General features: G+C 72.0%; 17 protein-coding genes and 1 pseudogene. 14 read left to right on the plus strand and 4 right to left on the minus strand.

Annotated features, from left to right (window positions below; genetic code table 11):
• Nucleotides 1–82 precede the first annotated feature (82 nt).
• The 8 genes from rsmD (at nt 83) to ACTWQC_RS24445 (ending at nt 7,263) form a co-directional block, all read left to right on the plus strand.
• Nucleotides 83–682 (plus strand): 16S rRNA (guanine(966)-N(2))-methyltransferase RsmD, encoded by a 600-nt coding sequence (rsmD, locus tag ACTWQC_RS24410; protein ID WP_443317932.1) that lies wholly within the window; start codon nt 83–85, stop codon nt 680–682.
• Nucleotides 679–1,194 carry a pantetheine-phosphate adenylyltransferase gene (gene coaD / locus ACTWQC_RS24415; protein WP_443317933.1) on the plus strand — a complete coding sequence of 172 codons (516 nt, stop codon included), beginning with the start codon at nt 679–681 and terminating at the stop codon, nt 1,192–1,194. The genes rsmD and coaD overlap by 4 nt, the downstream gene beginning before the upstream one ends.
• A 125-nt stretch (nt 1,195–1,319) precedes the next feature.
• Nucleotides 1,320–2,408, plus strand: coding sequence for an ATP synthase F0 subunit B (locus tag ACTWQC_RS24420; RefSeq protein ID WP_443317978.1), 1,089 nt, complete (start codon nt 1,320–1,322; stop codon nt 2,406–2,408).
• Between the two features lie 144 nt (nt 2,409–2,552).
• Nucleotides 2,553–3,182, plus strand: a complete 630-nt coding sequence (locus ACTWQC_RS24425) for a YceD family protein (RefSeq protein ID WP_443317979.1) — start codon at nt 2,553–2,555, stop codon at nt 3,180–3,182.
• 2 nt (nt 3,183–3,184) lie between these two features.
• Nucleotides 3,185–3,358: a 50S ribosomal protein L32 gene (gene rpmF, locus ACTWQC_RS24430; protein ID WP_003951102.1), complete on the plus strand. Its 174-nt coding sequence runs from the start codon at nt 3,185–3,187 to the stop codon at nt 3,356–3,358.
• 19 nt (nt 3,359–3,377) lie between these two features.
• Nucleotides 3,378–4,265 (plus strand): ribonuclease III, encoded by an 888-nt coding sequence (gene rnc, locus ACTWQC_RS24435; RefSeq protein ID WP_443317934.1) that lies wholly within the window; start codon nt 3,378–3,380, stop codon nt 4,263–4,265.
• Nucleotides 4,266–4,882: 617 nt separating this feature from the next.
• Nucleotides 4,883–5,764 carry a bifunctional DNA-formamidopyrimidine glycosylase/DNA-(apurinic or apyrimidinic site) lyase gene (gene mutM / locus ACTWQC_RS24440; protein WP_443317935.1) on the plus strand — a complete coding sequence of 294 codons (882 nt, stop codon included), beginning with the start codon at nt 4,883–4,885 and terminating at the stop codon, nt 5,762–5,764.
• A 152-nt stretch (nt 5,765–5,916) separates the two neighbouring features.
• On the plus strand, nt 5,917–7,263 hold the full coding sequence (locus tag ACTWQC_RS24445) for a glycosyltransferase family 87 protein (protein ID WP_443317936.1): 1,347 nt from the start codon (nt 5,917–5,919) through the stop codon (nt 7,261–7,263).
• 73 nt (nt 7,264–7,336) lie between these two features.
• On the opposite strand, the gene ACTWQC_RS24450 is transcribed toward ACTWQC_RS24445, so the two are convergent.
• Nucleotides 7,337–8,197 carry a CAP domain-containing protein gene (locus tag ACTWQC_RS24450; RefSeq protein ID WP_443317937.1) on the minus strand — a complete coding sequence of 287 codons (861 nt, stop codon included), beginning with the start codon at nt 8,195–8,197 and terminating at the stop codon, nt 7,337–7,339.
• A gap of 133 nt (nt 8,198–8,330) precedes the next feature.
• Between ACTWQC_RS24450 and ACTWQC_RS24455 the strand changes: the two genes are divergently transcribed.
• From ACTWQC_RS24455 to ACTWQC_RS24470, 4 genes are all read left to right on the plus strand, one after another.
• Nucleotides 8,331–8,612, plus strand: coding sequence for an acylphosphatase (locus tag ACTWQC_RS24455; RefSeq protein ID WP_443317938.1), 282 nt, complete (start codon nt 8,331–8,333; stop codon nt 8,610–8,612).
• A 382-nt stretch (nt 8,613–8,994) separates the two neighbouring features.
• Nucleotides 8,995–9,207, plus strand: a complete 213-nt coding sequence (locus ACTWQC_RS24460) for a hypothetical protein (protein WP_443317939.1) — start codon at nt 8,995–8,997, stop codon at nt 9,205–9,207.
• A 196-nt stretch (nt 9,208–9,403) separates the two neighbouring features.
• Nucleotides 9,404–13,369 (plus strand): AAA family ATPase, encoded by a 3,966-nt coding sequence (locus tag ACTWQC_RS24465; RefSeq protein ID WP_443317940.1) that lies wholly within the window; start codon nt 9,404–9,406, stop codon nt 13,367–13,369.
• 210 nt (nt 13,370–13,579) lie between these two features.
• Nucleotides 13,580–15,007: a sugar porter family MFS transporter gene (locus tag ACTWQC_RS24470; protein WP_443317941.1), complete on the plus strand. Its 1,428-nt coding sequence runs from the start codon at nt 13,580–13,582 to the stop codon at nt 15,005–15,007.
• A gap of 42 nt (nt 15,008–15,049) precedes the next feature.
• On the opposite strand, the gene ACTWQC_RS24475 is transcribed toward ACTWQC_RS24470, so the two are convergent.
• Nucleotides 15,050–16,039, minus strand: coding sequence for an LLM class flavin-dependent oxidoreductase (locus ACTWQC_RS24475; RefSeq protein ID WP_443317942.1), 990 nt, complete (start codon nt 16,037–16,039; stop codon nt 15,050–15,052).
• Nucleotides 16,040–16,148: 109 nt separating this feature from the next.
• Nucleotides 16,149–16,800, minus strand: a pseudogene (locus tag ACTWQC_RS24480) (cytosine permease); the annotation flags it as partial.
• Nucleotides 16,801–17,010: 210 nt separating this feature from the next.
• On the opposite strand from ACTWQC_RS24480, the gene ftsY reads away from it, so the two are divergent.
• Nucleotides 17,011–18,237, plus strand: coding sequence for a signal recognition particle-docking protein FtsY (ftsY, locus tag ACTWQC_RS24485; RefSeq protein ID WP_443317943.1), 1,227 nt, complete (start codon nt 17,011–17,013; stop codon nt 18,235–18,237).
• Between the two features lie 156 nt (nt 18,238–18,393).
• On the opposite strand, the gene ACTWQC_RS24490 is transcribed toward ftsY, so the two are convergent.
• Nucleotides 18,394–19,077, minus strand: a complete 684-nt coding sequence (locus ACTWQC_RS24490; protein ID WP_443317944.1) for a bifunctional DNA primase/polymerase — start codon at nt 19,075–19,077, stop codon at nt 18,394–18,396.
• 434 nt (nt 19,078–19,511) lie between these two features.
• Here ACTWQC_RS24490 and nsdA point away from each other — a divergent pair, with 434 nt between their 5' ends.
• Nucleotides 19,512–21,002 (plus strand): transcriptional repressor NsdA, encoded by a 1,491-nt coding sequence (nsdA, locus tag ACTWQC_RS24495; RefSeq protein ID WP_443317945.1) that lies wholly within the window; start codon nt 19,512–19,514, stop codon nt 21,000–21,002.
• Nucleotides 21,003–21,274 lie beyond the last annotated feature (272 nt).

The raw sequence follows: 21,274 nt of genomic DNA on the forward strand, positions 1-21,274 counted from the left end.
GCCGCGGCCCGACGCCATATCGTGGAGGGGCAGCGGCCGTGCGGGGCCGCCGCCCCGCCCACGAAGAAGGACCGGACACCCCATGACCCGCGTGATCGCCGGAGCCGCCGGCGGACGCCGCCTGGCCGTACCGCCGGGCACCGGCACCCGTCCCACCTCCGACCGGGCGCGCGAGGGCCTGTTCTCCACCTGGGAGTCGCTGCTCGGCACCCTGCACGGCACCCGGGTCCTGGACCTGTACGGCGGCTCCGGCGCTGTCGGCCTGGAGGCGCTCTCCCGCGGCGCCGCGCATGTGCTGCTGGTCGAGGCCGACACCCGGGCCGCCCGGGTCATACGGGAGAACGTCCGCGTGATCGGCCTGCCGGGCGCCGAGGTCCGTGCCGGCAAGGCCGAGCAGTTCCTCTCGGGACCGGCCCCCGAGGTCCCGTACGACGTGGTGTTCCTCGACCCCCCGTACGCGGTCACCGACGACGATCTCCGCGAGATCCTCCTCACACTCCGCACGGAAGGGTGGCTCGCGGGTGATGCACTCGCCACCGTGGAGCGCAGCACCAGAGGCGGGGAATTCCGGTGGCCGGCCGGATTCGAGGGCCTGCGGGCCCGTCGCTACGGCGAGGGCACGCTTTGGTACGGTCGCGCCGCCTCGACGCGCACCACAGCACCACCCACCCGCGTGTCATGACCGGACCGGAGAGCGAGGAACCACTGTTGCGCCGCGCCGTCTGTCCGGGGTCCTTCGACCCCGTCACCAATGGACACCTCGACATCATCGGCCGCGCCTCGAAGCTGTACGACGAGGTGTACGTAGCCGTGATGATCAACAAGTCGAAGCAGGGCCTGTTCACCGTCGAGGAGCGGATAGATCTCCTCCGCCAGGTCACCGCCGAGTACGGCAATGTCAAGGTCGAGGCCTTCCACGGCCTCCTGGTCGACTTCTGCAAGCAGCGCGACATCCCGGCCATCGTCAAGGGCCTGCGCGCCGTCAGCGACTTCGACTACGAGCTGCAGATGGCCCAGATGAACAACGGCCTCTCCGGCGTCGAGACCCTCTTCGTCCCCACCAACCCCACCTACAGCTTCCTCTCCTCCAGCCTGGTCAAGGAGGTCGCGGCCTGGGGCGGCGACGTCTCCCACCTCGTCCCGCCGCTGGTCCTGGAGGCGCTGAGAAAGCGGTTCGGCGAGCGCGACGCGTGACCGCGGGCGCCACCCCGCCCGGCACCGTCGATCTGACAGTCAGTCAGCAGGTGTCGGCAAGGTGCCCCGAAGTCGTACAGTCGTCACGACCCGACCCATCCCGGTAGAGAGTGGCGAGCGCCAAGGTGGACGTGCAGAAGAAGCTCGACGAGATCGTCGGGACCGTCGGCAGCGCCCGGTCCATGCCCATGTCGGCCTCGTGCGTGGTCAACCGCGCCGAGCTGCTCGCCATGCTCGAAGAGGTCCGCGCCGCCCTCCCCGGCTCCCTCGCCCAGGCACAGGAGCTGCTCGGCGGCCGCGACCGGATGGTCGAGGAGGCCCGCGCCGAGGCGGAGCGGATCATCCAGTCCGCGCACGCCGAGCGCGGCTCGCTGGTCTCCGGCACCGAAGTGGCCCGCAGATCCCAGGAGGAGGCCGACCGCATCCTCGCCGAGGCCCGCCGCGAGGCCGAGGAGATCCGCGCCGAGGCCGACGACTACGTCGACAGCAAGCTCGCCAACTTCGAAGTGGTCCTCACCAAGACCCTCGGCTCCGTCGACCGCGGCCGCGAGAAACTGCTCGGCCGCGGCCCCGGACTGGACGAGCACGGTTACGCGGACGAGGACGCGCCCGAGTACAGCCCCGACCCCGCCACCCTCCGCGAGCGCGCCGACGCGTACGTGGACACCAAGCTCGGCGCCTTCGAGGCCGTACTGGCCAAGACCCTGGAGGCGGTCGGCCGCGGGCGGCAGAAGCTGCACGGCCGGCGCGCCACGGACGAGCTGGGCGCGCACCTGGCCGCCCAGGACGGCATGGCGCACTCCCCGCAGACGAGCGACGCCGAGTACCTGGCCGGTCTGGCCGCCTCCCAGGAGCAGCCGCATCAGCCCCAGCAACCCCAAACCCAGCCGCAGGCGCAGCCCGAGCTCCAGCCCCAGCAGGACTACTACGCCCCCGCCGCGGCCTACCAGCAGGACCCGTACGGCTACCAGCAGCAGACCTACGCGCAGCAGGACGCCTACGGCTACCAGCAGCAGGACACGTACGCGTACCAGCAGCCGTACGACCCGAACGCGGCCTACGGCCACCAGCAGCAACAGCAGCACCAACAGCAGCACCAACAGCAGCACCAACAGCAGCACCAGCCCCCCGCGGCGGCGCTGGACGAGACGAGCCTGTTCGACACCAGCATGATCGACCTCGACCAGCTGCGGCAGTACGAGCAGGGCCGCTGATCGCTCACGGCAGGCGCGGATTGGGTCTCGGGCGGCCCGTCCAGTATCCTGTTTCTTCGGTCGCGCGTACGTCCGTGATCTCTGCTGCCCACAACACCGCGAGGTGTGCGGCAGCCAGTACCGCAGCGTAGAAAGCAGGAAGCCCTGAACGCCCGCCTCGACCACCGCAACCCCCTCGTGTTCGACACACACGAGCTGGGTCGGCGGCCTGGTGTGCTCCAGCGGCTGGCCCGCTCCGTCGACGCTCCCGCGGACCTCGGCATCGAGGTCATCGGGGTGCCCGGCGACGCGACCGTGGAGCTCGACCTCCGCCTGGAGTCGGTCATGGAAGGGGTGCTCGTCACGGGCACCGCCCGTGCACCGCTGACAGGGGAGTGCGTAAGGTGTCTGGAGCCGCTGGAGCGAGTGCTCGAAGCGGATTTCCAGGAGATGTTCTCCTACCCCGACGCCGATGACCGGAGCCGCGAAGCGGAGTCCGGCGACGACGCCGAGGACGAGGACTTGCTCTTCCTCGAGGACGGCATGTTCGACCTCGAGCCCGTGCTGCGCGACGCGGTGGTGCTCGCACTGCCGCTGCAGCCGGTGTGCCGGGAGGACTGCCCCGGACTGTGCCCCGAGTGCGGGGCGCGGCTCGCGGACGACCCGGACCACCACCACGACGCCGTCGACACCCGTTGGGCGGCACTGCAGGGACTCGCCGATTCACTCACGGGCGGCGAGAAGGACGACATGAGCGGCGCCGAAGCGGGCGCCGACGAGAAGCAGGAGAAGTAGCCGTGGCCGTTCCCAAGCGGAAGATGTCGCGCAGCAACACGCGTCACCGCCGGTCGCAGTGGAAGGCTGCGGTCCCCACCCTGGTGGCGTGCGAGCGCTGCCACGAGCCGAAGCAGCAGCACATCGCGTGCCCAAGCTGCGGCACCTACAACAAGCGTCAGGTCCTCGAGGTCTGATCGGCAGGGATACGGCTCCATGTCAGACGCCAACAAGCCGAAAAAGGCTCAGGCGGACACGGCCTCGTCCCACACGCTCTTGGAAGGGCGGCTCGGGTACCAGCTCGAGTCCGCCCTTCTGGTGCGTGCGCTGACCCACCGGTCCTACGCGTACGAGAACGGCGGGCTGCCCACCAACGAGCGCCTGGAGTTCCTCGGGGACTCCGTGCTCGGCCTGGTGGTCACCGACACGCTGTACCGCGTCCACCCCGACCTGCCCGAAGGCCAGCTGGCCAAGCTGCGGGCCGCGGTGGTCAACTCGCGCGCGCTGGCGGACGTCGGCCGCGGCCTCGACCTGGGCTCCTTCATCCGGCTCGGCCGGGGCGAAGAGGGCACCGGGGGCCGGGACAAGGCATCGATCCTGGCCGACACCCTCGAAGCGGTGATCGGCGCGGTCTACCTGGACAAAGGTCTCGACGCGGCCGCTGAGCTGGTGCACCGGCTCTTCGACCCCCTGATCGAGCGGTCCTCGAACCTCGGTGCGGGCCTGGACTGGAAGACCAGCCTCCAGGAGCTGACCGCGACGGAGGGGCTTGGGGTTCCCGAATACCTGGTCACCGAGACCGGGCCCGACCACGAGAAGACCTTCACGGCTGCTGCCCGCGTCGGTGGTGTCGCGTACGGCACCGGCACCGGCCGCAGCAAGAAGGAAGCCGAGCAGCAGGCGGCGGAGACCGCGTGGCGCGCGATCCGTGAGGCCGCGGATGCGGCTGCCGCGAAGGCGGAAGGCACCTCCGGCAACGGCACGCCCCCCGCCGCTCGCGACGCCGCGAAGGCGGATGGAAAGCCCGGCAACGGGACGCCTTCCGCCCCACGCGACGCCGCGGAAGGCGCCCGCCCCGCGGGCGCCGACCGCTCGGCTCACTAGCCACCCCCAGCGGATCAGTCACCAGCAGCGGGCTTCTCCCCTCAACCCATCCCTCCCCCACTCCAGGGGGCTACGCCCCCTGGACCCCCTAGGTCCGGGGGCTCCGAGTTGGGCGAAGGGGAGACCCGGGTCCCACAAGCAGGCGCCGCCTCCCGGCTCCCCGTATTCGGGCGGCAGCTCCGGTATCGGGTGGGGCTGTGTCCCTGTCCCCCGGGGTTCGGGGTGGAGCCCGGCTCGTCCTCTTGTCCCGGGGGCCCTGGCCCTGGGGTTCGGGGCGGAGGCGCGTCTCCGGGATGGGGACGGTCCTCCGGCTGTTGTGGGGACTCTCGCCCCCTGGACGGAGCTGTGCGGTGGCCTTCGTGTCTGGGGGTGGAGCCCAGTTCCGGGGTTGAGGCCGGCCCACGGCTCTGCCGGTGGAGCCTCATCCTGTGAGCAGGGCCCCTCGGGGCCTGGGGCGGAGCCCCAGCCCTCCCTTCCTGCCCACCCACCTGCCCAAAAGGGGGCGGGCGGGTGGGAAAATACCGGCGCGGAGCGCCGAGCAGCGGCCCCGCGGCCCGGCCGCGGAACGACGGGGGCGCACCCCCGTCGTATCAGCAACCCCCTCCGGAGGAGACCCCGTGCCAGAGCTGCCCGAAGTCGAGGTGGTCCGCCGCGGCCTGGACCGCTGGGTCTCCGGCCGCACCATCGCCGCCGTCCAAGTCCGGCACCCCCGCGCGATACGCCGCCACCTTGCCGGGGCGGCCGACTTCGCCGACCGGCTCGCCGGCGCCACCTTCGGACCGGCCCAGCGCCGCGGCAAGTACCTGTGGCTGCCCGTCGAGGGCACCGGCACCTCCGTACTCGGCCACCTCGGCATGAGCGGCCAACTGCTCCTCCAGCCCGAGACCGCCCCTGACGAGTCCCACCTCCGCATCCGCATCCGCTTCGCGGACGACGCACGGACCGAGCTCCGCTTCGTCGACCAGCGCACCTTCGGCGGCCTCTCGCTGCACCCCCAGGCGCCGGGGCAGGCCGACGGCCTCCCGGACGCCATCGCGCACATCGCGCGCGACCCGCTGGACCCCGCATTCGACGAGCCCGCCTTCCACGCCGCGCTGCGCCGCCGCCGTACGACGATCAAGCGCGCGCTGCTCGACCAGTCCCTCGTCAGCGGGGTCGGCAACATCTACGCCGACGAGGCCCTGTGGCGGTCGAAGCTGCACTACGACCGGCCGACGGCCACTATGACCCGGCCGCGGAGCGCCGAACTCCTGGGCCACGTACGGGATGTGCTGAACGCCGCCCTCGCCGTCGGCGGCACCAGCTTCGACAGCCTCTACGTCAACGTGAACGGCGAATCCGGCTACTTCGACCGCTCCCTGGACGCGTACGGCCGCGAGGACGAGCCGTGCCGCCGCTGCGGCACCCCGATCCGGCGCCGCCCCTGGATGAACCGGTCCAGCTACTACTGCCCCCGCTGCCAGCGCCGTCCGGCACGCAGAACCCTCGCGCCCCGCTGAGCGCGTCCCAGGCAGCTCCACACAGATCCCGGGCCGACCCCAGCCCGGCGCGGGTGAGCCACCCAAGGTCACTAATTGCCTATATTCAATGAGGTTTGTCCAACTTCGGTTCAGGGACTCCTCAAGATTCCTCATCGGCGTATGCGGAGGCGATGGTGACGGACGCGCCCACGGCGGTCGGCCTGGATAAGCCCAGTACAGCGCTCGGCGCCGCCCCGCCGGCCGCGCGTACGGAGAGCCCGGCGCGTACGGAGAGCCCTGCCCCCGCCGCCCCCGGCAGCCGCCTCCGCTGGTACCGGCCGCACACCTGGCCGCGCGAATGGCTCGTCCTCGCCGCGTACTGGGGCGCCTCCCGGCTGCTGATGCTCGCGCTGCTCCGCCAGGGCCACGACGACATCGCGCGCGAGGTCCACGTGCTCTACCACCGGTGGGATGCGCAGCTCAGGGGCGGCTCCTTCCCCGTCGGCGACGTCAGCTGGCAGTACCCGCCCGGCGCCGCCCTCGTCATGGTCGCGCCGGGCCTGGTGCCCGCCGTCAGCTATCTGCAGGGCTTCGTGCTGCTCATGCTGGCCTCCGACGCCGCGGTGCTGCTCGCGCTGACCGCGGCCGTGCACCGCCGCCGCGGGCGCAGCCTGGCGGGCGCATGGCTGTGGGCGGTCGGCCTGCCGCTGCTGCTGAGCCTGCCCCTCGCCCGCTACGACGTGCTGGTCACCGGCCTCACCGTCATCGCGCTGCTCGCGCTCCCCGCCGGCCCCCGGCTCGGCGGGATGCTCGCCGGGCTCGCCGCGGTGATCAAGGTTTGGCCGGTGCTGACCCTGCTGGGCACCCCGCGCGGCCGTACGACCCGCGACTCCTGGCTCGCGCTCGCCGCATCCGCGGGGCTTCTGCTCCTGCTGCTCGGGACCGCTTTCCGGGGCGCGTTCGACTTCCTCTTCGCACAGCAGGAGCGGGGCGTTGAGATCGAGTCGCTGGGCGGTACGGCGCTGCATGCAGCGCGGCTGTTCGGCTGGCCGGGACAGGTGCGGCACCAGTACGGCTCGTTCGAGTTCATCGGCCCGTACGTCTCCTCGGTGGCGCTGGCCTCGCTGCTGCTCACCGCCGCGGCCTTCGCGTGGCTGGTGCTGTGGCGGCTGCGGGCCCGCCGCTGGACCGAGGCCACGCCGTACGACGCGGCGCTCGCGGCCGTACTGCTCTTCACGGCGACCAGCCGGGTGATCAGCCCGCAGTACCTGATCTGGCTGTTCGGTCTCGCCGCCGTGTGCCTCACGGTGGGACGGACCACGCAGCGGCCGGCCGCTGTGCTGCTGCTCCTGGTGGCCGCGGTGACCACCGTCGACTATCCGCTGTTCTTCGGTGCGGTGGTGGGCAGTTCCTGGCAGGGCGTCGCGGTGGTGGTGCTGCGGAACGCCCTGCTGCTCGCGGCGACGCTGCTCTCCTGCGCCCGGCTGTGGCGGGCGACCGTACCGCGCCGCCCGCGCTCCACGGGCCGCGTGTCATAGCGCCGCCGACCCGGAAGCCGCCGGTCCAGAGGCCCAGAAGGCCGCCGGCGCACAAGCTCGGAAGGCCGGCGGCTCAGAAGCCGAAGTCCTGCGTCCACCAAGGGCCGCCGTCGCCGAACACCGCACCGACGCCCAGCTTCTTGTAATCGCAGTTGAGGATGTTGGCGCGGTGTCCCGGGCTCTCCATCCAGGCGTCCATCACGGCCTGCGGGTCATGCTGGCCGCGCGCGATGTTCTCGCCGCCCAGGCCGATGATGCCGAGGACGCCCGCCCGGTCCCACGGGTTCTCGCCGTCCGGGTCGGTGTGGTCGAAGAAGCCGCGATCCGCCATGTCCTCGCTGAAGGCCCCGGCCAGATCGGCGAGTTCCGGATCCGCGGCCACCGGGCGGCAGCCCGCCTGCTTCCGCTCCTTGTTGACCAGGCTCAGCACCTGGGCCTCGGCGGCCTTCTCGGTGCTCGGCACCTCGGGTGCGGGGGGCGTCGGCTTCTTCGGCGGGGGCGTGGCCGTACGGGACGGGCGCGGCGCCTTGCTGCGGTCCGCGGGCTTGGACGGCCGCTGCGACGGGGGCGCGGAGGGCTTCTCCGGGCTGCGGGTCTGGGAGGGGATCGCGGTGGGGGAGTGCGAGGCGGCCGAGCCGCGGTCCGACGGTGTCGAGCCGCGGCCCGCCGGGGTGGAGGACGGGGTGCCCTGCGGCTCGAGGTCCGGCAGGTCACCGGTCCGTACCCGGCTGCCCGGGTCGCTGCCACTGCCGACCGTGTACTCGCTGCCCCCGGGCACCAGCCCGGAGGCCATGGCGACTGCGCCCATCGCCATGGCGGCGGACGCGCCGAGGAGACCGGTCCGCACGGGAGCATAGCCGCGGCGCGCACCCCGGTGCCGGCCCGCGCCGGTCCTGGGCAGGGGAGTGGGGGCAGTGCGTCGGTGGCGGCCCATAGCTGCCTTCCTCCACATGCGTGGGAGCCAACACCTTCACTCGTCCGAGTGAGATTTCGTTGTGGCGTGACTGTACGGCATGACGCATGGGGTTGGAGTGCTCACTGAGCAATTGGCCGGTTAGCGTGCAGACATGAACGTAGATGTCCGGCTAACGGCGTGGGTCCGTGGCTGCGTCCAGGGCGTCGGTTTCCGCTGGTTCACCCGTGCGGAGGCCCTGGAGATCGGCGGACTCTCCGGCTTCGCATCGAACCTCTACGACGGCCGGGTGCAGGTCGTCGCCGAGGGACCGCGGGAGCGATGCGAGAAGTTGCTGGACTGGCTGCGCACCGGTGACACGCCCGGGGAGGTCAGCGGTGTGACGGATATCTGGGACATCCCGCGGGGCGGATACGACGGCTTCGAGATCCGCTGATCGGGCCCCGCCCCGCCCCTCCCGTAAGGCCTCCGCAACGGTTCCGAAGTGCTCCTGTCATGTGCGTGTGGCAGCCATGACCTGGTGGTTGCCAAGAACGCGCCGCCATGGAAGGCTGCGGCCGTAAGGATGATCTCCACGCCCCCGCGGGCCCCCCGGAGAGAGCCGCGCCGCGCACGCTGCCGCCGCGTGTCCCCGGGCCGCCCGGCTCTACGGCGTGTGATCGTGTTGACCGTCAAACCTTTTGGTGAGACGCTGGAATCCCCGCGCACCCTACCTGTTTGACATTGAGAACGACGGTGATGGCAGACACCGCGGGTGCGATATTCCCTCACGACCCACACCGCTTCGGTCGGTCACTCATTGTGGAGGACCATCCATCATGGCAAAGGCGCTTCTCGGTTACGTCGGCGGCTCCGACCCGCGACTCCTCGCCGAGATGCGACGGCTGCAGCAGCGCGTCCAGGACCTCGAATCCGAGCTCGTACGGATTCAGGCCGAGAACGACGCGCTCACGGCTGCCGCGCACCACGGCGACTCGCTGCTCGAAAGCATCGATATCGACGTACCCAAGGCGGAGCCTGCGCTCACCTGACCAAGCCATCACGATCGGCCGGTCGGGCTGCAACGTCAGCCGCTTGAGAATCTGCAAGGGACGCCTCGGCGTCCCTTCTTCCTTGTCCAGCTCGTCCAGCGGTCCTCCGTGGGCGCCTCCCTTACCGACTGATGTGCCCTGCGTTTCCTCACATGAAACTCGGTGAAACCCGAAGGCGAAGGTAGAGTCCGACGGCGTGCACCTCAAGAGCCTGACCCTGCGCGGGTTCAAATCCTTCGCGTCGGCCACGACACTGCGCTTCGAGCCCGGCATCACGTGCGTCGTGGGCCCCAACGGCTCCGGCAAGTCGAACGTCGTGGACGCGCTGTCCTGGGTCATGGGCGAACAGGGTGCCAAGTCGCTGCGCGGCGGCAAGATGGAGGACGTGATCTTCGCCGGGACCACCGGCCGGCCGCCGCTCGGGCGCGCCGAGGTCTCCCTCACGATCGACAACTCCGACGGTGCGCTGCCCATCGACTATGCCGAAGTGACCATTACGCGGATCATGTTCCGCAACGGCGGCAGCGAATACCAGCTCAACGGTGACACCTGTCGGCTGCTGGACATCCAGGAGCTGCTCTCCGACTCCGGCATCGGCCGCGAGATGCACGTCATCGTCGGCCAGGGCCAGCTCGACTCCGTACTGCACGCCGACCCGATGGGCCGCCGGGCCTTCATCGAAGAGGCGGCCGGCGTCCTCAAGCACCGCAAGCGCAAGGAGAAGGCGCTGCGGAAACTCGACGCGATGCAGGCCAACCTCGCGCGCGTGCAGGACCTCACCGACGAGTTGCGGCGGCAGCTCAAGCCGCTCGGGCGGCAGGCCGCGGTGGCGCGGCGGGCCGCCGTCATCCAGGCCGACCTGCGCGACGCCCGGCTGCGGCTGCTGGCCGACGACCTGGTCACCCAGCGGGAGGCGCTGCGCGCCGAGGTCGCGGACGAGGCCGCGCTCAAGGAGCGCAAGGACGCCGCGGAGGCAGAGCTGCGCGCGGCGCTGCAGCGCGAGGCGGCGCTCGAGGACGAGGTGCGGAGGCTGACGCCGCGGCTGCAGCAGGCGCAGCAGACCTGGTACGAGCTGTCCCAGCTCGCCGAGCGGGTGCGCGGCACGATCAGCCTCGCGGACGCGCGCGTGAAGAGCGCGACCGCAGCGCCCCCGGACGAACGGCGTGGACGCGACCCGGAGGACATGGAGCGCGAGGCGGCCAGGATCCGCGAGCAGGAGGCGGAGCTGGAGGCCGCGCTGGAGGCGGCGACCCGGGCCCTGGACGACACGGTGGCGCACCGGGCCGAACTGGAGCGCGAGTTGGCCCTGGAGGAGCGGCGCCTGAAGGACGCCGCCCGCGCCATCGCCGACCGGCGCGAGGGCCTGGCCCGGCTGCATGGACAGGTCAACGCGGCCCGTAGCAGGGCCGGTTCTTCCCAGGCCGAGATCGACCGGCTGGCGAGCGCGCGGGACGAGGCGCAGGAGCGGGCGGTCACGGCGCAGGAGGAATACGAGCAGCTCAAGGCCGAGGTCGACGGACTCGACGCGGGCGACGCGGAGTTGGCGGAGCGGCACGAGCAGGCGAAGCGCGAGCTCGCCGAGGCCGAGGCCGCGCTCGGCGCCGCCCGCGAGGCCGCGACGGCCGCCGAGCGCAGGCGCGCGGTCACGGCGGCCCGGCATGACGCGCTGGCTCTGGGCCTGCGCCGCAAGGACGGCACGGGCGCGCTCCTGGCCGCCGCCGACCGCCTCGGCGGGCTGCTGGGGCCTGCCGCGGAGCTGCTCACCGTCGCCCCCGGCTTCGAGATCCCGGTGGCCGCCGCCCTGGGCGCCGCGGCCGACGCGGTCGCGGTCGCCGACCCGGCCACCGCGGCCGATGCGATCCGCCTCCTGCGCAAACAGGACGCGGGCCGCGCGGCGATACTGCTCGGAGCAGGCCCGGAGCAGGACTCCGACGCGTCGGCACACGGGTCCGCGTCCGGAGCGCCCGGAGCCGGTCTCGTGCCCTCACCGACCGGCGAGAGCGGCCCTCCCGCGACCGCCGCCGACTCCGCGGACGCAGCCCCGCCCGTCCCCGCGCCCGGCGCGCCGGTACTGGGTGCCAGGGGCGCCCTGGGAGCGGAGCGCGATGGTTCGCCCCCGGGCGGCCCGGGGCCGGGTGCGGCGGGTGCGGCGGGTGCGGCGTCGGCGGGCGCCGACCGCCTCGGCGGCGACGCAGCCGTCGGTCGTGACGCGATCGCACCGCAGCCCGGGCCGCACGGTGCCCGCGAGCTGCCGGGCGGGTCCGAGGCCGTAGCCGTCGGCGGCGCCGTGGCCGCGGCCGGGGCGACGGCGCTGCCCGGACAGCGGGCCGACGGGCCGGGCACGGTCGCGGAGCCGGACGGGCGCCCGTATGCCGCCGATCTGGTGCGCGGCCCCGGGGAGCTCATGCCCGCCGTGCGGCGGCTGCTGCGGGACGTCGTGGTCGTCGGGACGCTGGAGGACGCCGAGGACCTGGTCGCCGCGCGGCCCGGGCTCATCGCCGTCACCGCGGAAGGCGACGTGCTGGGTGCGCACTTCGCGCAGGGCGGCTCCGCAGGGGCGCCGAGTCTGCTGGAGGTGCAGGCGTCGGTCGACGAGGCGGCGGCCGAGCTCGAGGAGCTGGCCGTACGGTGCGAGGAGCTGGCCGGCGCGCAGCACCGCGCAGGCGAGCAGCGCACCGAATGCGCCGCGCTCGTGGAGGAGTTGGCCGCGCAGCGGAGCGCTGCCGACCGGGAGAAGTCCAGGACCGCGCAGTCGCTCGGGCGGCTCGCGGGACAGGCGCGGGCTGCCGCGGGCGAGGCCGAGCGCATGACCGCGGCCGCCGCCAAGGCCGAGGATGCGCTCGTACGGGCCACCGAGGAGGTCGAGGAGCTCGCCGAGCGGCTGCGCACCGCCGAGGAGATTCCGGCGGAGGAGGAGCCCGACACCTCCGTACGGGACCGGCTCGCGGCCGACGGCGCCAACGCGCGGCAGACCGAGATGGAGGCGCGGCTGCAGGTCCGTACCCACGAGGAGCGGGTCAAGGGGCTCGCGGGGCGGGCGGACTCGCTCGACCGGGCCGCGCGCGCCGAGCGCGAGGCACGGGCGCGCGCGGAGCAGCGGCGCGCGCGGCTGCGCCACGAGGCCGCGGTCGCCTCGGCCGTCGCGAACGGCGCCCGGCAGCTGCTCGCACATGTCGAGGTCTCGCTCGTCCGCGCGGAGGGGGAGCGCGCGGCGGCCGAGCGGGCGAAGGGCGAGCGCGAGCAGGAGCTGGCGGCCGAGCGCAACCACGGGCGCGATCTGAAGGCGGAGCTCGACAAGCTGACCGACTCGGTGCACCGGGGCGAAGTGCTGGGCGCCGAGAAGCGGCTGCGGATCGAGCAGCTGGAGACCAAGGCGCTGGAGGAGCTGGGTGTCGAGCCGGCCGGACTGATCGCCGACTACGGGCCCGACCAGCTCGTACCGCCGTCGCCGCCCGCCGAGGGCGAGGTGTTGCCGGAGGACCCCGAGCATCCGCGCAACCAGCCCGTGCCGTACGTGCGTGCGCAGCAGGAGAAGCGGCTCAAAGCAGCCGAGCGGGCGTACCAGCAGCTGGGCAAGGTGAACCCGCTGGCGCTGGAGGAGTTCGCGGCGCTGGAGGAACGTCACAAGTTTCTGAGTGAGCAGCTCGAGGACCTGAAGAAGACCCGCGCCGACCTCCTCCAGGTCGTGAAGGAGGTCGACGAGCGGGTCGAGCAGGTCTTCACCGAGGCGTTCCGGGACACGGCCCGCGAGTTCGAGGGGGTCTTCTCCCGTCTCTTCCCGGGCGGCGAGGGCCGGCTCATTCTGACCGATCCCGACAACATGCTCACCACCGGCGTGGACGTCGAGGCACGCCCGCCAGGCAAGAAGGTCAAGCGGCTTTCGCTGCTGTCGGGTGGCGAGCGGTCGCTGACGGCGGTGGCCATGCTGGTGTCGATCTTCAAGGCCCGGCCCAGCCCGTTCTACGTGATGGACGAGGTCGAGGCCGCGCTCGATGACACCAACCTGCAGCGGCTGATCCGGATCATGGAGGAGCTGCAGGAGAGTTCGCAGCTGATCGTGATCACGCACCAGAAGCGGACGATGGAGGTCGCCGACGCGCTCTACGGCGTGTCGATGCAGGGCGACGGCGTCTCGAAGGTCATCAGCCAGCGGCTTCGCTGACCACCGAAGATCAGCTACAAGGCTTGAACTCAACCCTCGTGCCCCGTACGAGAAACTTCTTCGTCATGGTCTATTGACTTCGATACTTGAAGGAATAAGGTCTGCAACGTTGCTTTTACCTTCAAGTGGTGGCGCTCCTCATGGATGTGCCCTCACCGGAAGGGCCATGCCCCCCACGCCCGGCGGCGCTGCCGGGCCAAGGAGTACACGTTGACCACCACCGCGCAGCCACCCCGGACCGAAGGGCGCAAGGCCCAGCCGGAGCACCTCGGCCACGTCATCTTCATCACGGCCGCCGCAGCGATGGGCGGCTTTCTCTTCGGCTACGACAGCTCCGTCATCAACGGCGCAGTCGAGGCCATCCGCGGCAAGTTCGGGGTCGGCTCCGAAGCCCTCGCCCAGGTCATCGCGGCCGCGCTGATCGGCTGTGCCGTGGGCGCCGCGACCGCGGGCCGGATCGCCGACCGCATCGGCCGGATCCGCGTGATGCAGATCGCCGCCGTGCTCTTCACCGCCAGCGCCATCGGCTCGGCGCTGCCGTTCACGCTCTGGGACCTCGCCATGTGGCGCGTCCTCGGCGGCGTCGCCATCGGCATGGCCTCGGTCATCGGCCCGGCCTACATAGCCGAGGTCGCACCGCCCGCATACCGCGGCCGGCTCGCCTCCTTCCAGCAGGCCGCCATCGTCATCGGCATCGCCGTATCCCAGCTCGTCAACTGGGGCGTCCTCAGCCTCGCGGGCGGCGAGCAGCGCGGTGAGCTGGCCGGGCTCGAGGCCTGGCAGTGGATGCTCGGCGTGATGGTGATCCCCGCCGTCCTCTACGGCCTGCTGTCCTTCGCGATCCCCGAGTCCCCCCGCTTCCTGATCTCCGCCGGCCGCGCCGCCCAGGCGAAGCAGGTACTCGCCGAGGTCGAGGGCAAGGGCGTCGATCTCGACACCCGCGTCGCCGAGATCGAGACCGCGATGCGCAGCGAGCACAAGTCGACCTTCCGGGACCTGCTCGGCGGACGCGGCGGTCTGCTGCCGATCGTCTGGATCGGTATCGGCCTCTCGGTCTTCCAGCAGCTCGTCGGCATCAACGTGATCTTCTACTACTCGTCGTCGCTGTGGCAGTCCGTCGGCATCGACCCGAGCAGCTCGTTCTTCTACAGCTTCACCACGTCGATCATCAACATCGCCGGCACCGTCATCGCGATGCTGTTCGTCGACAAGATCGGCCGCAAGCCGCTCGCCCTCATCGGCTCCGCGGGCATGGCGCTCTCGCTCGGCGTCGCCGCCTGGGCCTTCTCGTACAAGACCGGCAGCGGCGCGGACATCTCCATGCCCGACCTCCAGGGCACCGTGGCGCTCGTCGCGGCGCACGCCTTCGTGCTCTTCTTCGCGCTCTCCTGGGGCGTGGTGGTCTGGGTGCTGCTCGGCGAGATGTTCCCGAACCGGATCCGGGCCGCGGCGCTGGGCGTCGCCGCCTCGGCCCAGTGGGTCGCCAACTGGCTGATCACCGTGAGCTTCCCGTCCCTGTCGGACTGGAACCTCTCGGGCGCGTACGTCATCTACACGGTCTTCGCCGTGCTCTCGATCCCCTTCATCCTCAAGTGGGTGCCGGAGACCAAGGGCAAGGCGTTGGAGGAGATGGGCTAACCCCCCCGCTGCCCCTCTCCTCACGACAGGTGCTGCCCCGGCTCACTCCCCGAGCCGGGGCAGTACCTTTTCGCCGAACAGATGCAGGCTCCGCCAGCCCTCGTCGACCGGCATGCCACCGCACAGCGGGTGCAGGACCAGGTTGCCGCCGCCGTCCGCCGAACTCGCGAACTCCGCGCACTCCTCGGGTGTGAGGATGCGGTAGACGCCCTCGCGGCGCAGCTCCGCCACACCGTCCGCCCGGGAACGCACGTTGGAGTGGATGGCGGACCCGGTCTGCCAGGACGCGTACGTCCGCGCCTCGTGCAGCAGATGCTCGCCGTACAGCGCCCACGCCCGTTCCGGATCCTCGGAGATGTGCAGCAGCGGGGTCTGCGCGGGCGGCATCATGCACCAGCCCTCGGTGCCGAACTCCTCCCGGCAGGCGTGGAAGTACGCCTCCAGCTCCGGCAGATGGGCGCTCGGGAAGAACGGCAGGCCGAGGCGGGCGGCGCGACGGGCGGCCGCCTTCGAGCTGCCGCCGACCAGCAGCAGCGGATGGGGCCGGGTGTACGGGCGCGGGGTGACGCGGACCGTACGGCCCTGATGCTCGAACGGCTCGCCCGTCCAGGCCTTCAGCAGGGTCTCGAGCGTCTCGTCCTGGAGGCGGCCGCGCCGGTGCCAGTCGCGGCCGAGCATCGCGTACTCCTCCGGCCGGTAGCCGATGCCCGCGACCGTCACCAGCCTTCCGCCGCTGGTGAGATCGAGCACGGCCAGCTCCTCGGCCAGCCGCAGTGGGTCGTAGAGCGGCGCGATGAGGGCGGAGACGGTGACCGAGATACGGCGGGTGGCGCCGAGGACGGCCCCGGCGAACACCAGCGGCGAGGGCAGCCAGGCGTTGTCGGCGCCGTGGTGCTCCTCGGTCTGGACGGTGGTGATGCCGCGGTCGTCGGCGTAGGCGGCCATCTCGACGGCGGCGCGGTACCGCTCCGACAGGGGCGCGGGCGTGGCGGCGGGATCGACGAGGTTGAACCGGACGACTGTGACGGGCATGGCTGACGTCCCCCTTCGCCGTGGGCGGGCGAGAGGGACGGTAACTGACGTCGCGTCAGATCGCCAGAGAGTCACCCGCGGCGGCCGGTTCCCGGACCGCCTCGTCCGCCCCCATCGTCTGGGCGGTGAACCCGGCCGAGTACGCCGAGTACATCGACAGGCTGTTGATCAGCAGCATGCCGGCCAGCGCGGTGACCGGATACGGCACGCCGAGCCAGGCCGGCAGCACATCGCCCAGGAAGGAGACCGGGTCGGCGGCCGAGGCCAGGCCAGGGGTGATGACCGCCATGACCGCGCCCATCGCCACCATCGGGACGACCACGATGCCGGCGCCGGACACGGTCGCGCCCGCGGTCCTATGGCCGGAGGCGCGGTGCGGCAGGGAGCGCGTGAAGTCGGGACCCGAGGGACCCAGCTGATGCCGCCGGCCGCGATGGTGCTGACGCCCGCCACCAGCGCCGCGGTGCTGCCCGCCGGGCGGGAGGGTCGAGCACGGTCGGGATGCCGTACGAGACGGTGGCCGCGCATGCCCCCGCGAGCAGGACCTGCCAGAGGCTCAGCCCGTTGAAGACCACGAGCCCGGCGCCCATGGTGAGCAGCAGCACACTGATGTTCGCCGCGACCCAGGCCGGGAACAGCTCCCTGACTCCACCGCCGCGCTCACGCTCCGGCAGGGGTTCGATGCCGCGTGTCTCTACTGTCCCGACGGCTCGGTCGGTGTCAGGCGTGGACGTGGGCGCGGTGGACGCAGGGGTGCCCATGAAGAAGCGGCTCCGTGGTGGTTCGCCGCAGCGGAAACGGCCTGGTGGGGGGAGGGGGAGGGGCCGGAGGGGCGCTGCGCGCGCTACCCGGCTCCGAGCCATGGTGGGTGGCTCCGGGCCCGCGCCCCGACGGGGCGATTTGCGCGCTTTGCTGCCGCGGGTGTCCGACGGTCTCGCCATTCCGGCCGAGTGGCCGATACTGGGTCCGTTATGGACACCGTCATCCTTGCTGTAGTCATCGCCGTGGTCGCACTCGTCGCGATCAGCGGGCTCGTGATCGGCAGCCGCCGGAAGAAGAAGCCCGAGGCCCCGCCGAGTCCCCCCACCATCACCGCGCCGCCCGCCGAACCGCACGTCGGCGAGGAGGCCGAAACCCCGCGCGAGGAACCGCGCCGCACCATCGAAGAAGTCGGCCTGCCCGAGGCCGAGGCCCCGGCCGCCCCCGGGGCGGAAGCGCCGATCGTCACCGAGCCGGTCCCCCCGGTCGAGGTCCCGGCACCCACCGCCGGCCGCCTCGTACGGCTGCGCGCCCGGCTCTCTCGATCCCAGAACACGCTGGGCAAGGGCCTCCTCACGCTGCTCTCCCGGGAGCACCTGGACGAGGAGACCTGGGAGGAGATCGAGGACACGCTGCTCACCGCCGACGTCGGCGTCGCGCCGACCCAGGAGCTGGTCGAGCGGTTGCGCGAGCGCGTGAAGGTGCTCGGCACCCGTACGCCGGAGGAGCTGCGCGGCCTGCTGCGCGAGGAACTGCTCCACCTGATCGGCACCGAGGCCGACCGCTCGGTGAACACCGACGGCTCCGTGGGCGCCGACGGCGACGGGGAGATCCCGGGCGTGGTCATGGTCGTCGGCGTCAACGGCACCGGAAAGACCACCACCACCGGCAAGCTCGCGCGCGTGCTCATCGCCGACGGGCGCAGCGTGGTGCTCGGCGCGGCCGACACCTTCCGTGCTGCGGCCTCCGACCAGCTGCAGACGTGGGGCGAGCGGGTCGGCGCCCGTACGGTCCGCGGTCCCGAGGCGGGCGACCCCGCGTCGGTCGCCTACGACGCGGTGAAGGAAGGCATCGCGGAGGGCGCGGACGTCGTTCTGATCGACACCGCGGGCCGGCTGCACACCAAGACCGGCCTCATGGACGAGCTGGGCAAGGTCAAGCGGGTCGTGGAGAAGCACGGGCCCGTGGGCGAGGTCCTGCTCGTGCTCGACGCCACCACGGGCCAGAACGGCCTGGTGCAGGCGCGGGTCTTCGCGGAGGTCGTGGACATCACCGGCATCGTCCTCACCAAGCTGGACGGCACCGCCAAGGGCGGCATCGTCGTCGCCGTGCAGCGCGAGCTGGGCGTGCCGGTCAAGCTCGTCGGTCTCGGCGAGGGCGCGGACGACCTGGCGCCGTTCGAGCCGGAGGCTTTCGTGGACGCCCTGATCGGCGAGTGACGCCCACGTTCAGGACAGCCCCGCCGCATGCGAGCTTGATGCGGCGGGGCTGACCTTCTTTGCGGCAACCATCAATTGAGGAACCCCAATGGCGAGCAACCAGGTCCGCGAGAGCGGCGCCGGCTTAGGCGCAAAAGGGGAGAGAGCGGCGCCGCCTTAGGCACAGAAAGGCGCACGGTGGCTCACGTACGCGAGCGTGCCCAGCAGGAGCCGGGCCTGCGGGGGGCGCCCGGCGGTGTCGAGCGTGGGCGGCCGCAGCCAGCGCACCGGTCCCAGCCCCGCCAGGTCCGACGGCGGGGCCGTGACGTGGCTGCCGGTGCCGAGGCCGTGCAGGTCGAGCCCGGCGTCGTCCCAGCCCATCCGGTACAGGAGCTCCGGGAGCTCGTCCGCGGCGCCCGGGGCGACGAAGAACTGCGCCCGGCCGTGCGGGGTCACGGTGACCGGGCCCAGCGGCAGCCCCATCCGCTCGAGGCGGACCAGGGCGTGGCGCCCCGCGGGCTCGGCGACCTCGATGACGTCGAACGACCGGCCCACCGGCAGGAGCACGGCGGCGCCCGGCACTTCGGCCCACGCGGCGGTGACCTCGTCGAGAGTGGCGCCCGCCTTCACCTCGGGTGCGAAGCCGAGCGGGTGGGCGCCGGGGGAGCGGCAGTCGGCGGCCCCGCACGAGCACTCGCCTGCGCTGCCGCCGTCGCCGGCGCCGCGTTTCGCGCGGGCGCCCGGTGTCACGTCCCATCCCCACAGGCCGGTGTACTCCGCCACCGTCGTGCACTCGGACGTACGGGCACGCCGCCGTGAGCCGGACCGCATGTCGCGGATGCCGCCGATCGTGAAGCCCATGCTCCCTCCAACGGGTCACATTCGCCGATGGTTACGTCATGGAGTCTCGCCGTGACCGTCCGTTGTCACCCCGTTCTCGTCCCGGCGCGGCGTGGCTCGGCGGGTGGTGCACGGCAAAGAGCGCGCCCCCGTGCGCGTCACTCCGCCGGTTTCGCATCGTCCCAAGTCAAGTGAATCGTGAAGAGTCGCAGGGGAGTTCATTCGAAGGGGTGGCGAATGGTGGCGATTCCGGGAAACGCGTCGCCGGGCCAGTGATCGTAGGATTACTTTCGGTGTACGAACCTCCGTGAATACGCCCGCTGTTGGGTATGCCGATGGCATGACGCCCCGTCTGCCGGCCCCGCCCGAAGGCAACTTCGCGGGACAGATTCCGCACCGGGCGGCATCCTTGAGACGGTTCGCGGACGGCATGAAGGCGGGATGGGGGCGTTCCAGTGGGCGGCAACGGCGGTAGCGGGTCCAACGCTGACAAGCGCCCCAACGAGCAGCTCGGTTCGTGGTTCGTGCGCAGCGGCTGGTCGAAGGGCGAGCTGGCGCGTCAGGTGAACCGCCGCGCCCGCCAGATGGGCGCGCACCACATCAGCACGGACACCTCCCGGGTGCGCCGCTGGCTCGACGGCGAGCAGCCCCGCGAGCCGATTCCGCGGATCCTCTCCGAGCTGTTCTCCGAGCGCTTCGGCTGCGTCGTCGCGATCGAGGAGCTCGGGCTGCGCTGCGCACACCAGTCACTCTCGGTGTCCGGGGTCGACCTGCCCTGGGCCGGGCCCCAGACCGTCGAGCTGATCAGCGAGTTCTCGCGCAGCGACCTCATGCTGGCGCGGCGGGGCTTCCTGGGGACCTCGCTCGCGCTCGCCGCGGGCCCCGCCCTCATCGAGCCGATGCAGCGCTGGCTGGTGCCCTCGCCCGCGGGCGGCCCGCCCGAGGCCCCCGTGCTGCCCGTCCAGTCCGCGTCACGGCGCGGCACCAAGCTGTCGGGGCCGGAGCTGGACCTGCTCGAGTCCACCACCCGGATGTTCCGGCAGTGGGACGCCCAGTGCGGGGGCGGGCTGCGCCGCAAGGCGGTGGTGGGCCAGTTGCACGAGGTCACCGACCTGCTGCAGGAGCCGCAGCCCGAGGCGGTCTCGAGGCGGCTGTTCAAGGTCGCTGCGGAGCTCGCCGAGCTGGCCGGCTGGATGAGCTACGACGTCGGCCTCCAGCCCACCGCGCAGAAGTACTTCGTCCTCGCCCTGCACGCGTCGAAGGAGGCCGGGGAGAAGCCCCTCGGCTCGTACATCCTGTCCAACATGAGCCGCCAGATGATCCACGTCGGGCGACCGGACGACGCCCTCGAGCTGATCCACCTCGCGCAGTACGGCAGCCGGGACTGCTCGACCGCGCGGGCGCAGGCGATGCTGTATGCGATGGAGGCCCGGGCGTACGCCAACATGGGCCAGCCGAACAAGTGCCACCGCGCGGTGCGGATGGCCCAGGAGACCTTCGCCGAGACCTCCGCGTCCGACCAGGACCCGGACTGGATCCGCTTCTTCTCCGAGGCCGAGCTGCACGCCGAGAACGCGCACTCCTACCGCGACCTGGCCTATGTGGCCGGACGCAGCCCGACGTACGCCTCGCTCGCCCGGCCGGAGATGCAGAAGGCCGTCGAGCTCTTCGGCCAGGACGATGAGCACCAGCGGTCGTATGCGCTCAACCTCATCGGTATGGCCACCGTCCACCTGCTGGAGAAGGAGCCCGAGCAGTCCGCGGCCGTGGCCGAGAAGGCGCTGGTCGTGGCCAAGCGGGTGCGCTCGGAGCGGGTGAACACGCGGCTCCGCAAGACCGTGGACACCGCCTCCCGGGACTTCTCGGGTGTGGCGGAGGTCACCCACCTCGCCGAGCAGCTCGCCCTGCAGCTGCCGGACAGCGTGGACGCCGCCCAGGCGGTCTGAGAAGGCGGCGGCCGCCTGGTGGGGGTGGCCGGATCGCGCCACCACCTCGACGTCGGCCGCGACGGCACTGCGTACAGTCCGGCCCGCTCCCCCGCCCGGTCAACCGGATGGCGGTCGCGGCCGGTACCTGTATCGGCGGGAGAGTATCGGGGGTGCCGCACGGACCACGGCCAGTTCATCTGCGCGTAACACAGGCAGGCCCTTCGTCACGGCGCCGAAACACCGTGCGGCATCGACTGAAACCGGCCTGCGCCAACCTCGTGGCGCATAAC

This window comes from Streptomyces sp. 8N616 (assembly GCF_052246385.1).
Classification (GTDB): Bacteria; Actinomycetota; Actinomycetes; order Streptomycetales; family Streptomycetaceae; genus Streptomyces.

What these genes read in the sequence shown, in the direction of transcription:
- rsmD (WP_443317932.1), top strand. Translation starts at nt 83, where the DNA reads ATGACCCGCGTGATCGCCGGAGCCGCCGGCGGACGCCGCCTGGCCGTA.
- coaD (WP_443317933.1), top strand. Translation starts at nt 679, where the DNA reads ATGACCGGACCGGAGAGCGAGGAACCACTGTTGCGCCGCGCCGTCTGT.
- rnc (WP_443317934.1), top strand. Translation starts at nt 3,378, where the DNA reads ATGTCAGACGCCAACAAGCCGAAAAAGGCTCAGGCGGACACGGCCTCG.
- ACTWQC_RS24445 (WP_443317936.1), top strand. Translation starts at nt 5,917, where the DNA reads ATGGTGACGGACGCGCCCACGGCGGTCGGCCTGGATAAGCCCAGTACA.
- ACTWQC_RS24450 (WP_443317937.1), bottom strand. Translation starts at nt 8,197, where the DNA reads ATGGGCCGCCACCGACGCACTGCCCCCACTCCCCTGCCCAGGACCGGC.
- ACTWQC_RS24455 (WP_443317938.1), top strand. Translation starts at nt 8,331, where the DNA reads ATGAACGTAGATGTCCGGCTAACGGCGTGGGTCCGTGGCTGCGTCCAG.
- ACTWQC_RS24460 (WP_443317939.1), top strand. Translation starts at nt 8,995, where the DNA reads ATGGCAAAGGCGCTTCTCGGTTACGTCGGCGGCTCCGACCCGCGACTC.
- ACTWQC_RS24475 (WP_443317942.1), bottom strand. Translation starts at nt 16,039, where the DNA reads ATGCCCGTCACAGTCGTCCGGTTCAACCTCGTCGATCCCGCCGCCACG.
- ftsY (WP_443317943.1), top strand. Translation starts at nt 17,011, where the DNA reads ATGGACACCGTCATCCTTGCTGTAGTCATCGCCGTGGTCGCACTCGTC.
- ACTWQC_RS24490 (WP_443317944.1), bottom strand. Translation starts at nt 19,077, where the DNA reads ATGGGCTTCACGATCGGCGGCATCCGCGACATGCGGTCCGGCTCACGG.